General features: G+C 62.6%; 13 protein-coding genes and 2 pseudogenes. 1 reads left to right on the plus strand and 14 read right to left on the minus strand.

What is annotated here, in order from left to right:
* Nucleotides 1-3: 3 nt before the first annotated feature.
* Genes PCOSP_RS20865 through rluC form a run of 3 tightly spaced genes read right to left on the minus strand, consistent with a single transcriptional unit; the run spans nucleotide 4 to nucleotide 2,622 of the window.
* The gene (locus PCOSP_RS20865) at nucleotides 4-993 is read right to left on the minus strand and encodes a S49 family peptidase (RefSeq protein ID WP_041024284.1); all 990 of its coding nucleotides are present in this window, start codon (nucleotides 991-993) and stop codon (nucleotides 4-6) included.
* Nucleotides 994-1,013: 20 nt separating this feature from the next.
* Nucleotides 1,014-1,676: an HAD-IA family hydrolase gene (locus tag PCOSP_RS20870; RefSeq protein WP_139649363.1), complete on the minus strand. Its 663-nt coding sequence runs from the start codon at nucleotides 1,674-1,676 to the stop codon at nucleotides 1,014-1,016.
* Nucleotides 1,666-2,622: a 23S rRNA pseudouridine(955/2504/2580) synthase RluC gene (gene rluC, locus PCOSP_RS20875; protein ID WP_464709455.1), complete on the minus strand. Its 957-nt coding sequence runs from the start codon at nucleotides 2,620-2,622 to the stop codon at nucleotides 1,666-1,668. The genes PCOSP_RS20870 and rluC overlap by 11 nt, the downstream gene beginning before the upstream one ends.
* A gap of 697 nt (nucleotides 2,623-3,319) precedes the next feature.
* Here rluC and rne point away from each other — a divergent pair.
* On the plus strand, nucleotides 3,320-6,517 hold the full coding sequence (rne, locus tag PCOSP_RS20880; RefSeq protein WP_464709456.1) for a ribonuclease E: 3,198 nt from the start codon (nucleotides 3,320-3,322) through the stop codon (nucleotides 6,515-6,517).
* Between the two features lie 463 nt (nucleotides 6,518-6,980).
* Here the strand turns inward: rne and PCOSP_RS20885 are convergent, their stop codons facing one another.
* The 11 genes and pseudogenes from PCOSP_RS20885 to PCOSP_RS20935 all read right to left on the minus strand — a co-directional run bounded on the left by PCOSP_RS20885 (nucleotide 6,981) and on the right by PCOSP_RS20935 (nucleotide 16,124).
* Nucleotides 6,981-7,571: a nucleotidyltransferase family protein gene (locus tag PCOSP_RS20885; protein WP_464709457.1), complete on the minus strand. Its 591-nt coding sequence runs from the start codon at nucleotides 7,569-7,571 to the stop codon at nucleotides 6,981-6,983.
* A 26-nt stretch (nucleotides 7,572-7,597) separates the two neighbouring features.
* The gene (locus PCOSP_RS20890; RefSeq protein ID WP_139649356.1) at nucleotides 7,598-8,569 is read right to left on the minus strand and encodes an XdhC family protein; all 972 of its coding nucleotides are present in this window, start codon (nucleotides 8,567-8,569) and stop codon (nucleotides 7,598-7,600) included.
* Nucleotides 8,569-10,883, minus strand: a pseudogene (locus PCOSP_RS20895) (xanthine dehydrogenase family protein molybdopterin-binding subunit). The gene PCOSP_RS20890 and the pseudogene PCOSP_RS20895 overlap by 1 nt, the downstream one beginning before the upstream one ends.
* Nucleotides 10,880-11,350, minus strand: coding sequence for a (2Fe-2S)-binding protein (locus tag PCOSP_RS20900; protein ID WP_024776917.1), 471 nt, complete (start codon nucleotides 11,348-11,350; stop codon nucleotides 10,880-10,882). Before PCOSP_RS20900 ends, PCOSP_RS20895 begins: the two are co-directional and overlap by 4 nt.
* A gap of 254 nt (nucleotides 11,351-11,604) precedes the next feature.
* Entirely contained in the window at nucleotides 11,605-12,624 is a 1,020-nt protein-coding gene (gene murB / locus PCOSP_RS20905) for a UDP-N-acetylmuramate dehydrogenase (RefSeq protein ID WP_139649350.1), read from the minus strand.
* Entirely contained in the window at nucleotides 12,621-13,085 is a 465-nt protein-coding gene (locus PCOSP_RS20910) for a low molecular weight protein-tyrosine-phosphatase (protein WP_464709458.1), read from the minus strand. Before PCOSP_RS20910 ends, murB begins: the two co-directional genes overlap by 4 nt.
* Nucleotides 13,085-13,849: a 3-deoxy-manno-octulosonate cytidylyltransferase gene (kdsB, locus tag PCOSP_RS20915; RefSeq protein WP_139649348.1), complete on the minus strand. Its 765-nt coding sequence runs from the start codon at nucleotides 13,847-13,849 to the stop codon at nucleotides 13,085-13,087. The genes PCOSP_RS20910 and kdsB overlap by 1 nt, the downstream gene beginning before the upstream one ends.
* A complete protein-coding gene (locus tag PCOSP_RS20920; RefSeq protein ID WP_003179363.1) occupies nucleotides 13,846-14,031 on the minus strand; it encodes a Trm112 family protein in 186 nt (61 codons plus the stop codon). Before PCOSP_RS20920 ends, kdsB begins: the two co-directional genes overlap by 4 nt.
* Nucleotides 14,032-14,054: 23 nt before the next feature.
* Nucleotides 14,055-15,064, minus strand: a pseudogene (lpxK, locus tag PCOSP_RS20925) (tetraacyldisaccharide 4'-kinase).
* Nucleotides 15,064-15,492, minus strand: a complete 429-nt coding sequence (locus PCOSP_RS20930) for an ExbD/TolR family protein (protein WP_024776922.1) — start codon at nucleotides 15,490-15,492, stop codon at nucleotides 15,064-15,066. The pseudogene lpxK and the gene PCOSP_RS20930 overlap by 1 nt, the downstream one beginning before the upstream one ends.
* Entirely contained in the window at nucleotides 15,489-16,124 is a 636-nt protein-coding gene (locus tag PCOSP_RS20935) for a MotA/TolQ/ExbB proton channel family protein (RefSeq protein ID WP_175363457.1), read from the minus strand. The genes PCOSP_RS20930 and PCOSP_RS20935 overlap by 4 nt, the downstream gene beginning before the upstream one ends.
* Nucleotides 16,125-16,211 lie beyond the last annotated feature (87 nt).

Below are 16,211 nucleotides of genomic sequence, written 5' to 3' on the forward strand. Positions count from 1 at the left end.
CGATTAGCGCAATGCCGGGCCCTGGAACCCCATCCACATCGCCAGGCGCTCGGCAATGCTCGCCCCCAGCTTCTTCGAGAAACGATCGAGCGGCGACTCTTCGACAGTGAAGTCCACCAGCTCCTTCTCACCGATCACATCCCGCGCCACCGAACTGGCACTGCCCAACCCATCGATCAAGCCCAGGGACAATGCCTGCTCTCCAGACCAGACCAGACCGGAGAACAGTTCCGGGTGCTCCTTGTCCTTGAGCCGATCACCCCGGCCTTTCTTGACGCTGGCGATGAACTGCTTGTGAGTCGTATCGAGCACCCCCTGCCAGAAAGCGGTTTCTTCCGGCTTCTGCGGCTGGAAAGGATCGAGGAACGACTTATGCTCACCGGCGGTGTAGACCCGACGCTCGATACCGAGCTTGTCCAGGGTCTCGACGAAGCCGTAACCAGCGGCGGTCACACCAATGGACCCCACCAGACTGGCCTTGTCGGCATAGACCTGATCCGCCGCGCTGGCGATGTAATAGGCTCCGGAGGCGCCGAGATCGGCAATCACCGCATAGACCTTGATGTCCGGATGCGCCGCACGCAGGCGAACGATCTCGTCATAGACGTAGCCCGCCTGCACCGGGCTGCCGCCCGGACTGTTGATGCGCAGCACCACCCCTTTGACTTTCGAATCCTCGAACGCGGCCCGCAGGCTGCCGATAATGTTGTCCGCGCTCGCCGCCTCCTTGTCCGCGATCATGCCTTCGATATCGATCACAGCTGTGTAGGCCGAACCGCTGCCGGGATTCTTCTTCATATCGATCGCCTGGATGATGACCCCCAGCCCGACGAAAAGATAAATAAAGACCAGGCACTTGAAGAAGATGCCCCAGCGGCGCGCACGACGCTGCTCCTCCACCCCAGCCAGGAGAGTCTTTTCCAGTAACTTCCAGCTCTTGTCGTCACCGTTGTCAGCGCTTGCCTTGGCCGGTGCCTTCCATTCATCGGTCATACTTGCATCCTTCAACAAATTTAATCGGTGTGCCGGCTCAGCCAGGCGTGCAACTCAGGAAAACGGTCAATGGCCAGTCGCGGCTCGAACGCCCGCAGCGCCTCGATCGTCTGCGCGCCGTAGCTGACGGCCACCGAGCCCATGCCGGCATTGCGCGCCATCTGCAGATCAAACGACGAGTCCCCGATCATCAGCGCTCGCTCAGGACGCACCTCGCAATGCGCCAGGATCTGCTCGAGCATCAGCGGGTGCGGCTTGCTGGCGGTCTCATCGGCGGCACGGGTGATATCGAAATAATCCTCCCAGCCATGAGCCTTCAGCACCCGATCCAGCCCGCGACGAGCCTTCCCGGTGGCGACGGCCAAGTGATAGCCCTCTGCCCGCAACGCCTCAAGGGTATCCGCCACGCCCTCGAACAACGGCGACGGCTCGGCTTCCAGAGCAATGTAGTGTTCAGCGTAGTGCTGGCGAAACACCACCAGCGCCTCATCATCGATGTCCGGATACAGGCTGCGAATGGCTTCCGGCAATCCGAGACCGATGATGCCTTTTACCGCAAAGTCATCGCGCCTGGCAAAACCCGTACGGTCGGATGCGACATGCATCGACTCCACGATCCGACCGATGGAATTGGCCAGGGTGCCGTCCCAATCGAAGATCAGGAGCTTGTAGTCAGGATGCACTCAATCGCTCCACAGTCTTGGCCCACATGGCGTCCACGGGTGCCTGCAACTTCAGCTCGCCCCCATCAGGCAGCGGCACCGTCAACATATAGGCATGCAGAAACAGGCGTCTTCCGCCGAGTTCGCGGATCTCACGGGTGAAATCGTCGTCCCCGTATTTGGGGTCACCGGCGATGCAATGGCCAGCATGCAATGTGTGGACACGAATCTGGTGGGTACGACCGGTCACCGGCTTGGCCTCCACCATGGTGGCGAAGTCACCGAAACGCCGCAGCACCTTGAACACAGTGAGCGCGTCCTTGCCTTCGTCGTTGACCTCGACCATGCGCTCGCCGGAACGCAGGTTGCTCTTGAGCAATGGAGCCCGGACCTGCTTGATGGACGTCGCCCAATGACCGCGCACCAGCGCCATGTAGCGCTTGTCGATGCCGTCACCGCGCAATTGTTCATGCAGATGGCGCAACATGCTGCGCTTCTTGGCGATCATCAGCAGCCCGGAGGTGTCGCGGTCCAGGCGGTGGACCAACTCCAGCTCCTTGGCGTCCGGACGCAACTGACGAAAGGCTTCGATCACACCGAAATCCAGGCCGCTGCCGCCGTGAACCGCGATGCCTGCGGGCTTGTTGATCACAATCAGCGCTTTGTCTTCGTAGATAATCGAGTCTTCCAGGCGCTGCAGCAGCCCTTGGGCAACAGGCACCGGCTCATCGCGCTCGGGCACGCGAACCGGCGGCACGCGCACGATATCGCCTGCCTGGAGCTTGTACTCCGGCTTGATCCGGCCTTTGTTCACCCGCACCTCGCCCTTGCGCAAAATGCGATAAATCAAGGTCTTGGGCACGCCCTTGAGCCGGGCGAGAAGGAAGTTATCGATTCGTTGGCCGGCATATTCCGGCGAGACCTCGAGCAGTTGAACGCTCGGGGTCGAAGGGGCAGTAGTCGTCATGGCGGCGATCATAACAATTTTTTATGGAATTGAAGCACTTAATCATTGCTGCTATAGTCGCGAACGCCGCCAAAAGTGGCTGGACAGCGGACTAACGGTCAAAAACCGGCCCTGACCAACGCAATTCACGAGGACGAGAGGCCGTCCTACGGGGCTTTTGCCACGATTCGGTAGAGTTTGCAGGTGTAACGAGCGCAGGTGACATGAGGCCTGAAATACGCCGCAAAGCAGAGTATTCACTCGCCTTGCGCGCCACATTCACGGCCAGTTCACAAAGTGCAGTCAGTTGCGAACGACCCCGGGCGAAAGCTGCGGAAACAACGCCTAATTAGCCATGATGCGTGACCTCCCCTTTCCGGAGCTCACGGTAAATGCCAACCCGCTGCGGATTCTGCGCGCGGCAGCACCCGAATTATCAGGGATACGTGTAGGGTGGAGATGTACAACCGTCGGACTGTGTAGCACTAGGCTTGTTTCAGACGCTTCATCTCGTCCACAGACGCCGGTTGATTCCTCCTCCTGACTGAGTGCTTGAGTACCAGCAAGCAGGACGCGTCCGTCGCGACTTCGCCATCATTGGGCCGAACTCGCTGGACACTGGAGTGGTCAGCCACTTCCATGACGCACCTGACACCGACCGTGAGAAGTCGTGTGTGCCGAACGCCGTTTCCGGCAGCCCGGAAACCGACGGTACTACATGAAAAGAATGCTGATTAACGCAACTCAACCCGAAGAGTTGCGTGTTGCACTGGTAGACGGCCAGCGCCTCTACGACCTGGATATCGAATCCGGTGCACGCGAGCAGAAGAAGGCCAACATCTATAAAGGCCGGATTACTCGCATCGAACCAAGCCTTGAGGCTGCCTTTGTCGATTTCGGCTCCGAGCGCCACGGCTTCCTGCCCCTCAAAGAAATCTCCCGCGAATACTTCAAGAAAGCCCCTGAAGGCCGCGTCAACATCAAGGACGTCCTGAGCGAAGGCCAGGAAGTCATCGTCCAGGTCGAAAAAGAAGAACGTGGCAACAAGGGCGCCGCCCTGACCACCTTCATCAGCCTGGCCGGCCGTTACCTGGTCCTGATGCCGAACAACCCGCGTGCCGGCGGCATCTCCCGCCGCATCGAAGGCGAAGAGCGCAACGAACTGCGTGAAGCCCTCAACGGCCTGGTTGCCCCAGCCGACATGGGCCTGATCGTGCGCACTGCCGGCCTTGGCCGCAGCAGCGAAGAGATGCAGTGGGACCTCGACTACCTGCTGCAACTGTGGACGGCCATCAAGGAAGCCTCGCTGGATCGCTCCGCGCCGTTCCTGATCTACCAGGAAAGCAACGTCATCATCCGCGCCATCCGCGATTACCTGCGCCAGGACATCGGTGAGGTGCTGATCGACAGCGTCGAAGCCCAGGACGAAGCCCTGACCTTCATTCGCCAGGTGATGCCGCAGTACGCCAGCAAGATCAAGCTCTACGAAGACAGCGTTCCGCTGTTCAACCGTTTCCAGATCGAAAGCCAGATCGAGACCGCCTTCCAGCGCGTCGTCGAACTGCCGTCCGGCGGCTCCATCGTCATCGATCCGACCGAAGCCCTGGTGTCCATCGACATCAACTCGGCGCGCGCCACCAAAGGCAGCGACATCGAAGAAACCGCTCTGCAGACCAACCTTGAAGCGGCCGAGGAAATCGCCCGTCAGTTGCGCCTGCGCGACATCGGCGGCCTGATCGTCATCGACTTCATCGACATGACCCCGGCCAAGAACCAGCGCGCCGTGGAAGAAAAAGTCCGTGAGTGCCTGGAAGCCGACCGCGCCCGCGTACAAGTCGGGCGCATCTCGCGCTTCGGCCTGCTGGAAATGTCCCGTCAGCGCCTGCGTCCGTCCCTGGGCGAAAGCAGCGGCATCGTCTGCCCACGCTGCAACGGCACCGGCATCATCCGTGACGTCGAGTCGCTGTCCCTGGCGATCCTGCGCCTGATCGAAGAAGAAGCCCTGAAAGACCGCACCGCCGAAGTCCGCGCCCAGGTGCCGATCCCGGTGGCGGCGTTCCTGCTCAACGAAAAACGCAACTCGATCACCAAGATCGAGCTGCGCACCCGCGCTCGCATCGTGATCCTGCCGAACGATCACCTCGAGACGCCGCATTTCGAAGTCCAGCGCCTGCGCGACGACAGCCCGGAAGCCCACAACAACCAGTCCAGCTACGAAATCGCCGCTGCCGCTGCCGAAGTGGAAGAAGTCCAGCCGGCTGCTGCCACTCGCACCCTGGTTCGCCAGGAAGCCGCCGTGAAGACGGCCCCTGCCCGCGCCAATGCTCCGGTTCCGACCGAAGTCGTCGCACCGGCACCGGCTCCGGTTGCTGCACCTGAGCCAAGCCTGTTCAAGGGCCTGGTGAAGTCGCTGGTCAGCCTGTTCGCGACCAAGGAAGAGCCTGCCGCACCAGCCGTGGTTGCCAAGCCTGCCGCCACCGAGCGTCCTGCCCGCAACGAAGAACGCCGTAACGGTCGCCAGCAGACCCGCAACCGTAACGGTCGTCGTGACGAAGAGCGCAAGCCACGCGAAGAACGTGCACCGCGTGAAGAGCGCGCACCACGTGAGCCTCGTGAAGAGCGCCAGCCTCGCGAAGCCCGTGAGGAAGTGTCGACCGTAGCCCGTGAAGAGCGTGCACCACGCCCACCACGTGAAGAGCGTCAACCGCGCGCCCCGCGTGAAGATCGCAAGCCTCGTGGCGAGCGTGAAGAGCGTGTACGTGAACTGCGCGAGCCTCTGGATGCCGCCCCGGCCGCTGCCGCCACCGCTGAAGAGCGTCCAGCGCGCCAGCCTCGCGAAGAGCGCGCACCACGCCCTCCGCGTGAAGAGCGTCAACCACGCGCCGAGCAGGCTGCCGCCGCTGCCAGCGAAGAAGAAGTGCTGAACGCCGAAGAGCAACTGCAGGAAGACGGTCAGGACAACGCCGAAGGCGATCGTCCACGCCGCCGCTCCCGTGGCCAGCGTCGTCGCAGCAACCGTCGTGAGCGTCAACGTGATGCCAACGGTAATGTGATCGAAGGCTCGGAAGAGTCCGAATCCACCGAGGCGCCAAGCACTGCAGACCTGGCCGCCGGCCTGGCCGTGACTGCGGCAGTTGCCAGCAGCACCATCAGCGCTCCAGCCGAGGCCCAGGCCAATGAACAGGCCGAACGCGCTACCGCTGCGGTGGAAAATGCGCCGGTTGAAACACCAGTGGTCGAAGCCACTACCCCGGTAGAAGTGACTGCTTCGCCAGAAGTGGAAGTTGCGCCAGCGCGTGAAGCCCAGCCTGAAGCCGAAGCCGCCGTCGAGCCTGCACCGGTCGTCGAACAGCCGGTAGAGGCCGCAGAACCTGCCGTTGAAACGCCTGTTGAAGCGGGCACCGAGGAAAAAGCAGCGGCACCTGTGCGTGAAGAGCAGACCGCGTTCAACTGGAACCCGGAACCTTCCGCACCGGCACCGGCGGTCGAGCCAGAGCCGATGCCAGAGCCTGTCAAGGCAGCCGAGCCAGCAGTGGTCGAGCCAGCGCCAGTGGTTGAAGCCCCGGTAGTTGCCGAAGCACCGGCCCCCGTCGAGGAGCCTGCTCCCGCCAGCGCCTTGACCGCGAACGGTCGCGCTCCAAACGATCCGCGTGAAGTGCGTCGTCGCAAGCGTGAAGCCGAGCGTCTGCAGAAGGAAGCCGAAGAGGCTGCCGCCCAGGCCCGTGCTGCTGAGCCGGCCCCAGCAGTGGAAGTTGTCGAGGCATCCCCTGCCCCGGTGACTGAAGCCGCAGCCGAACCAGCCCCGGTTGAATCGGCACCGGTGACCGACGAAGCTCAGCCTTCCGCTGAAGCTGAAGAAGTCACGCCTCATCGCGCCCCAATGGAAAAAGAGCACGAGCCCAAACCTCACGCCTGATTCCATCGCCCAATAAAAAGCCCCGCCTGGTGATGCCAGGCGGGGCTTTTTATTTCGTGTCGACTATCAGATCGTCATCGCGAGCAGGCTCGCTCCCACCAGGGATTTGCGGCAATCATAAATTCTCAACCCACCACAGAAAAATGTGGGAGCGGGCTTGCTCGCGAAAGCGGTGATTCAGCTTGCATTGATATTGAAAGTATCTCCGTCATCGCGAGCAGGCTCGCTCCCACAGGGGATTTGCGGCAATCACAAATTCTCAACCCACCACAGAAAAATGTGGGAGCGGGCTTGCTCGCGAAAGCGGTGATTCAGCTTGCGTTGATATTGAAAGTACCTCCGTCTTCGCTAGCAGGCTCGCTCCCACCAGGGATTTGCGGCAATCACAAATTCTCAACCCACCACAGAACCTGTGGGAGCGAGCCTGCTCGCGATGGCGGTGGCTCAGTCGACATCAATGTGGTTACTGAAAACTCAGCGCCTCAGGCACATCCACATCCCAAGCCACACCAGGATCATCCACAGCAACCTCAACCACTTGGGCTCCGGCAAACAGTACCTTGGCGCCGTGATCGCCTGTCAGCGCCATCAATTTCGGGCCGAACTCGCGACCAAACCCTACGGGATGCCCATATTCTCCCGCGAGTACCGGCACGCAGACGCCATCCTCGCGAATGCCAGCCGCCACCCGCTCAATGCTGGATGGCAGGATAAATGGCATGTCTGCCAGCACTATCAACCAACCATCGAGGTCCGGGCATGCCTGGACGCCGGCTGCGATGCTGTCGCCCAGGCCGGGGGAGTCCAGTTCGACGACATCGCATCCATAGGCCTGGGCCATGCGAATGGCCTGTGGACGCCCCTCACGGGTCACCAGCACGCGTTTTTCCAGGGAAGCTGGCAAATTGACCAGCACCTGCTCGATCACCGAACGGACGGCGCCGTCGCGCCCCGTGCAGTCAGCCAATAACTTGTCCTTGTCGGGGCCGGCCACCTGGCGAAAACGGTTGCCCAGTCCGGCCGCGACAATGATCACGCCAATCGATCCGCTCATGCGCCCTCCTTGCCTCTAGCGACGCCTTACAACGGCTTTTTCTGCCGCAGCTCGACGCCATTCTTGATGGCCACGATTTCGGCGAGCAGCGACAAGGCGATTTCCGCCGGAGTGTGGCTGCCGATGTGCAGGCCAATAGGACCATGCAGCCGCTCGATGGCCTGTGCTGACAAGCCTAGCTGAAGCAGATTGTCCCGGCGCTTCTGGCTGTTGACGCGTGACCCAAGGGCCCCCACATAAAAAGCCGGGGAATCCAGGGCGGTCAGCAAGGCCATGTCGTCCAGGCGCGGATCATGGGTCAGGGCAACGATCGCCGTGCGCTCGTCAGTCTGGATGTTCAACACCGCCTCGTCAGGCATTCCCGAGACGAAGCGACCGTGTTGTTCTTCCCACCCGTAGACGAACTCCTTGCGCGGATCGCAGATCAGCACTTCGAAGTCCAACAGCCGGGCCATTTCCGCGACATAGCGCGACAATTGCCCAGCACCGATCAGCAGCAGCCGCCAACGCGGCCCATAGATGGCACGCAGAGTCTGCCCATCGAACACCAGCACGTCGCTCTTGCTGGCGGGCGTCAACGCCACATGACCAGTGGCGATGCTCAACTCACGGGCGACAATCTGATGGGCTTCGCAGCGCTCCAGCAGTTCGGCCACCCATTGTGGGTCACCGACCCGCTCTTCCGTCAGGCGCAGGGTACCGCCGCACGGCAAACCGAAGCGCGCCGCCTCCTCGCGGGTAACGCCGTAGGTGATCATCTGCACCGGCGGTCCATCCGCTGGAATGCGACCATCGTGCAACCGGGCGATCAAGTCATCCTCGACACAACCGCCCGACACCGAGCCGATCACCACGCCGTCTTCGCGCAAGGCGAGCATCGCCCCCGGAGGCCTCGGCGCGGTGCCCCACGTCTGGACCACTGTGAACAGCACCACGCGCTGCCCGGCGCGGCGCCATTGCAGCACGCTACGCAGGACGTTCAGATCAACGCTGTCCATCAGGCCTTGGCCTGCTGCCAGCCTTGCAACTGATAGCGTACCGGCAGATTGCGGATGCGCTGGCCGGTGGCCGCGAAAATCGCATTGCACAGCGCCGGCGCAATCGGCGGCACTCCCGGCTCACCGACACCGCCCAACGGCACCTCGCCCGGTGGCGTGACCAGGTGCACCGCCACCTCCTTGGGTGCCAGGGACATGCGTGCCACTTCGTACATGTGGAAGTTGTCCTGCTGGACCTTGCCATCCTTGAAGCTGATCTCCCCCACCATCGCATTGCCCAGCCCCATGACGCAGGCGCCTTCGAACTGGGAACGAATACGTTCGGGGTTGATCTGCGGACCGCAGTCAACGGCAATGTTCGCCTTGTGCACGATCACCGTGCCGTCCTCCTTGACCTCCACTTCGATGGCCGCCGCCACGTAGGTGACGAAGCTGTAATGCACCGCCAGCCCTAGGCCACGGCCCCTCGGCAGCTTCTGCCCCCAACCGGCCGCCTTGGCAGCGGTTTCCAGCACGGTGCGGATCCGCGCCGTATCGATGGGATAGCGCTCGGGGGATTCGCCGTAGTTCCACTCTTCACTCAAGGTACGCGGGTCGATCTTGCGATCCGGGCCAAGCAACTTGAGGTGGTACTTCAGCGGATCCTGACCGGCCTTGTGGGCCAATTCGTCGATAAAACTCTGGATAGCAAAACCGTGGGGAATGTTCGACACCGAGCGGTACCAGCCCACTCGCGTGTGGGCCACCGCTTCGGGGTTCTCCAGGCGCAGGTTGGGAATGGCGTAGGCCATGTTGGTCACGCCCATGCCCACTTCGAACGGCGCTTCATGAACCATATTCGGCGCGAACAGCGCGGTGATGCTCGGGGCCACGGTGCGATGCAGCCAGCCGGACGGCATCCCGTCCCGGTTCAAGCCGGCCTTGAGGTACTCGGCCGATACGGTGTGGAAATACGAGTGATGGATGTCATCCTCGCGGGTCCATTGCACCCGGATCGCCTGGCCCGCGAACTCCTTGGCCAGCACCGCCGCCTCGACAACGAAGTCGGGTTTGGATTTGCGGCCAAAACCGCCCCCAGCAGCGTGATATTGATCGTGACCTTGTCGAAAGGAATGCCCAATCGTTCAGCGACGCGCTCGCGGGTCACCTGTGGCGCCTGGCTCGGCGCCCAGGCTTCGCACTGGCCGTCCTTGAAGCGGGCAATGGCCACCATCGGCTCCATTGGCGACTGGGACAGGTGCGGCAGATAATACGAGGCTTCCAGGGTCGAATCGGCCTTCGCCAGCGCATCATCGAGGTCGCCGGTGCTGCGCAGGACTTTCCCGGGCTTGAGGGCCGCAGCTTCGAGTTCCTTGCGATAGGCGACCGAGTCATAACCGGCATTCGGGCCGTCGTCCCACTCGATTTTCAGCGCATCGCGCCCCTTGATCGCGGCCCAGGTGTTCTTCGCCACCACCGCCACGCCACCCAGGGGCTGGAATTCCGAAGGCAGTGGACGCCCTTCGATCTGCACCACCTTGACCACGCCCGGCACTTTCAGCGCCGCGCTATCATCCACGCTCCTGACCTTGCCGCCATAGACCGGCGGACGCGCCACGACGGCGTAGAGCATGCCGTCGAAATGCACATCGGCACCGAACACGGCGCGACCGTTGACGATGTCGGCACCGTCGATGGCCCGGCTCGCTTCCTTACCGATGTAGCGAAACTCGGCCGGTTGCTTGAGGCGCAAGCTGTCACGGGCCGGCACCGGCAAGGCGCTGGCAGCGGTGGCCAAGGCGCCGTAGCCCAGTTTCCGACCGGAAGGCTGGTGCACCACGTTGTGCAACTGGGCACGACATTCACCCACCGGAACGTTCCATTGGGCCGCGGCGGCCTGCTCCAGCATGGTCCGGGCGGCGGCACCGCAACGGCGCATCGGCTCATACCAGTGGCGCATGCTGCGTGAGCCGTCGGTGTCCTGGTTGCCGAAACGTGCCTCATCGGCCGGCGCCTGCTGCACCTTCACCAATGCCCAGTCGGCGTCCAATTCATCGGCCACCACCATGCTGAGGCTGGTGCGTACACCCTGGCCCATTTCCGAACGATTGCAGATCACCGTCACGCTGCCGTCGGCGGCGATGCTCACGTACACCTTCGGATCGTCGACCGCACCATGGGGCATGCCCTCGGCACCGAACTTCTTGTCCTCGGCAAAGGCCTCCGGCAGACCCCAACTGGCAGCCAACACCAGTACACCGGTGGCGCTCGCGCCCTTGAGGAAGCCGCGCCGGCTGAGGTTGCTCAGCACGAAATCATTGGGCAGACGGCTCATGCCTTGGCCTCCTTCAGGTGAGTGGACGCCTGGCGAATCGCGGTCTTGATCCGGTTATACGTGCCACAGCGGCAGATATTGCCGACCATGGCTTCCTCGATCTGCTCGTCGCTCGGGTTGGGATTGCTCTTGAGCAAGGCGGTGGCGGACATGATCTGCCCGCCCTGGCAGTAACCGCACTGAGCCACGGCGGTATCGAGCCAGGCCTTTTGCACGACCTGACCAACCGGGTCGGCATGCAGCGCGTCGATGGTACTGACGTTCTGCCCCTGCACCGAGCCGATTGGCGTGATGCAACTGCGCGCCGGAGCGCCGTCGATGTGGATGGTGCACGCGCCACACAGGCCCATGCCGCAGCCGAATTTGGTGCCGTTGTACCCGGCGACATCCCGGATAGCCCACAGCAGCGGCATGTCCTCGGTCACATCCAGTTGATGGTCTTGTCCATTGAGTTTCAGGGTAATCATGGGCACGCCCGCATAGTTATCGAGTTATGGGGTCGAGCAATCTGCCGCTTGGGTGACGGTTTGGTGTCGCAGACTGGCTCAGGCTAATCGGGCTCTCTTATACAGACACGCAAGGGTCTGCACCGGGCCTCTAGGGTCACATTGTCAGCGGATTAAATTAACCCAGGTTCAAGCAAAACGCCCTGCACAATCCTGCACAAATGATGCTTGTGCGAGGTTGTGCAGGGCGTCCATGGTTCATGACGAACCTTGACTCAGTAGCGGTTGGGCTCCATTTCCAGGTCAACCTGGAAACGTTCGGCAACATCTTTTTGGATGCGCTGGGCCAGGTCCAGCAGTTGGAGGCCAGTGGCCGCGCCATAGTTGACCAGCACCAGCGCCTGCAACTTATGCACCCCGGCGTCGCCCTCACGGAACCCTTTCCAGCCGGCACGCTCGATCAGCCAACCCGCGGCGATTTTCATCTGGCCCTCGGGCTGTGGATAAGCCACCAGGTCGGGGTACTGCAGCTTGAGGTGCGTAACGTGCGCGGCCGGCACCAGCGGATTCTTGAAGAAACTGCCGGCATTGCCCAGCACGGCCGGGTCCGGCAGTTTTTCGCTGCGTATGCTGCAAATGGCCCGGCTGACATCAAGAGGCGTCGCCTGGTCGATGCCTTGTTCGCTCAACCGTTGACGAACCGGGCCATATTCCAGGTGCAGATGGGCGGCACGACTGAGAGTGAAGCGCACCCGCAGAATCAACCAACGACCCGGTTGTTGCTTGAACAGGCTGTCGCGGTAGGCAAAACAGCATTCTTCGAGGGTGAAATCCCGCAACTCGCCGGTGTGGCGATCCAGGGCGGTGAGCCCGGCAAAGACGTCCTTTATCTCCACGCCATAGGCGCCGATATTCTGCATCGGCGCGGCACCCACCGTACCAGGGATCAGGCTGAGGTTCTCCAGCCCCGCCCAGCCTTGCGCCAACGTGTGCTGGACGAAAGGATGCCAGGGTTCTCCGGCCTCGGCCTCGATCACCACCCGCTCCCCCTCATCGCTCAGCAGGCGGATGCCGCGGCTGGCCATACGCAGCACCAGCGCATCGATGTCGCCGGTCAGTAGCAAGTTGCTGCCACCACCGATCACCAGCAGCGGTACCTCATGCCCGGCGGCATAGGCCAACGCCTCGCGCACCTGCGCATCGCCGTGGGCCTCGGCGAACAGCCGGGCCTTGACGTCCACTCCAAAACTGTTGAAAGGCTTGAGGCTGACGCCGGCCTGTACCTGCAAGCTCATAGCCGCCCCTTCAATTCGATCACCAGGCGATCCGTGGCGCATTCGATCAGGTCCAGGACCTGCTCGAAACCCTGCTCGCCGTCATAGTACGGATCCGGTACGTCATCGACGCCGGCCTCGTAGCGCCGCAGGAACAGATCCAGTTCCGCCCGGCCGTTGGCCGGCTGCAGGGCCTTGAGATTGCGCAGGTTGCTGCTGTCCATCGCCAGGATCAGGTCGTAGGCGGCGAAATCGGCGCGGCTGACTTGCCGGGCACGCTGGGCCGACAAATCATAACCGCGCCGCAGGGCCGCGGCCTGGCTGCGCTTGTCCGGCGGCTTGCCCACGTGCCAGTCACCGGTACCGGCGGAAGCGACCTCCACCTGCCCGCTCAGCCCGGCCTCGCGCAGCTTATGTCGCAGGATGCCTTCGGCGGTGGGCGAGCGGCAGATGTTGCCGAGGCAGACGAACAGAACCCGCATCAGGCCTCCAGCAGGCGACGGACGCGCTCAAGGTCTTCGACCGTGTCGACGCCGGTTGGCGGGGCGATCAGCGCATCGGCAACATGGATCCGCACACCGTGCCAGAGCGCGCGCAGCTGCTCCAGGGCTTCGGTGTTTTCCAGCCAGCATGGGCCCCAGGCCACGAAGTCCTGGAGAAAACCGGCACGATAGGCATAGATGCCGATGTGGCGACGGTACGGCACGCCTTCAGGCATGACGTCACGGGTTTGAGCGAATGCATCCCGGGCCCAGGGCAACGTAGCGCGACTGAAGGTCAGCGCCAGGCCGTTCAGATCACTGATCACCTTGACCACGTTCGGGTTGAACAAGGTCTGTACGTCCTTGATCGGCTCGGCCAGCGTGGCCATACGCGCTTCGGGATGAGCCGCCAGGTTGGCCGCGACCTGATCGATCACGCTGGGTGGGATCAGCGGTTCGTCGCCCTGCACGTTGACCACGATGGCGTCAGGCTCCAGGCCCAGTTTCGCAGCGACTTCCGCCAGGCGATCAGTGCCGGAATTGTGATCTTCGCGAGTCATGACCACCTCGGCACCAAAGCCCTCGCAGGCTTCGACGATGCGCAGGTCGTCCGTCGCCACCACCACACGCTGGGCGCTGCTCTTGCAGGCCTGTTCCCACACGTGCTGGATCATCGGCTTGCCGGCGATCGACAACAACGGTTTGCCGGGCAAGCGCGTCGAAGCGAAGCGCGACGGGATCACAACGGTGAAGACGATGCTCATTTATCCAGGCGCTCATCGGTGGTCAGGGTCCGGGCTTCGCTTTCGAGCATCACCGGGATGCCGTCACGAATCGGGTACGCCAGGCCGGCGCCCTTGCTGATCAGCTCGGTCTTGTCGGCGCTGAGCTTGAGCGGGCCTTTGCAAACCGGGCAGGCCAGGATGTCGAGCAGTTTGGTGTCCATGGATTTTCCCCTGGATAAGGTTCTTAAGGTAATAGCCGATCGGGCAACAGGCGCATCAACTGCGTATCGAACCAGGCCTCGAAGGCCGGTGAAGGCGCGGCGTCCACCGCCAGGTACCACCAGTCGGGCGCGGCGAAGGCACGGCATTTGACCGCGTCCTTTTCCGTCATGACCACTGGCAATGGCGGCGTGAAATTCAAGGCCTCGACGCTGTATTCGGCATGGTCGGCAAACCCGTGCGGTATAGGCCGCCAGTGTAGCGTTTCGAGGGTTCTGAAGAAACGTTGCGGATTGCCGATACCGGCCACGGCGTGCACGGCCTGACCGGACGGAAAATGGTCGAGCGGGTATCGTTCATCACTGGCCAGATTCACCAGGGCAGTGGGCCGCAGCTCGAAGGCGAAGCCGTCTTCACGATCGGCAGCGGCGCCGTTGTACAGCACCGCATCCACCGACTGCAGGCGCTCGACCGGCTCGCGCAACGGGCCGGCAGGCAGGCAACGCCGGTTGCCCAGGCCGCGGGCATTGTCGATCAACACCAGCTCCAGGTCGCGAGCCAGCCGGTAATGTTGCATGCCATCATCGGACAGGATCAGGTCCAGCGGTTCCGCTGCCAGCAGCGCCTGGACCGCGCGGCTGCGATCCGGGTCGATCATCAGCGGCACACCGGTGCGCTGGACGATCAGCAAAGGTTCGTCGCCGGCGATCTCGGCGCCCTGGTCGGCCTCGACTCGCCACGGCAGCTGCGGCGGTTTGGCGCCATACCCCGGCTGACCACGCCAACCCGCAGGCCACAGCGCTGGCAGTGCTGGATCATCCACAGGATCATCGGCGTCTTGCCGGTCCCGCCCACGGTGATGTTGCCCACCACCACCAGCGGCACCGGCGGCTGATAGATATCGCCCTCACCCGCCAGGAAACGCTCACGCTTGCCGACCACCACGCGCCGGTACAGCCACTCCAGTGGCCGTAACAGCGCCAGGGCCGGGTGACCGTCATACCACGCGGCGAGCAATCGATCGGACATGGCCATCAGGGTGCGGGTGCCGCCTCGACCGTGGTCATGCGCAGGTGGCTGAAGCCGAGCTTGCCGGCCGCGTCCATGGCGGTGATGACCGATTGATGGGGAGTCTTGCCATCAGCGCTGATGGACAGCGGCAGGTTGGTGTCGCCGCCGGACTCTTTCTGCAGCACTTCGATCAGGGTCGCCAGGTCGCTCTTGGGCAACAACTGGTTGTTTACCGAAATCGACCCTTCTGCGCTGATGGTGATTTCCAGATTCTTCAACTGCTGGTCTTCGGCTGGCGAACCGCTGACCGCCTGTGGCAACTCGACTTTGAGCTGGGTTTCCCGGGTGAAGGTGGTGGTCACGACGAAAAACAGCAGCAGGATGAACACCACGTCGATCAGCGACGCGAGGTTGATCTCGATGTTTTCCCGTGGTTTGCGGCGGAACTTCACTTCTTGCTCCCGGCCAGGTCAACATCACGATCGCCCTGCACCACCTCGACCAGCTTGATGGCTTCCTGCTCCATGCCCACCACCAACTCGTCAACGCGGCGCTGCAGGAACCGATGGAAGAACACCGACGGGATACCGACCATCAGGCCCGCGGCGGTGGTGATCAAGGCTTTGGAGATACCACCGGCCAACGCCGAGGCATTGGTACTTACGCCGGATCCGGTAAATGCGCTGAAAATGTCGATCATGCCCAACACTGTGCCCAGCAGGCCCAGCAACGGGGCCATGGCGGCGATGGTACCCAGGGCATTGATGTAGCGCTCCAGCTCATGGATGACCCGGGCCGCGGCTTCTTCGATGCACTCCTTCATGATCTCGCGACCATGCTTGGAGTTCGCCAGGCCGGCCGCCAGTATCTCGCCCAACGGCGAACTGGCCCGCAGCTCCTTGAGCTTGTCCTTGTTCAGTTGCTTGTCCTTGATCCAGACCCAGACCTGCCCGAGCAAATGCTCCGGCGTCACGCGGCTGGCCCGCAGGGTCCACAGGCGTTCGGCAACGATACCCAGTGCCGCGATGGAACTCAGAATGATCGGCAACATCATCCAGCCGCCGGATTTGACCAATTCCCACACAGTGACTGCCCCCTCGAAAAAGTGCGCCACTTTATCATAGAGACTCGCCATGGAGGCCCCGCCCCGCCGATAACTGCGCCAGGAAGC

The sequence above is a fragment of the Pseudomonas sp. MAFF 730105 genome (genome assembly GCF_055380705.1).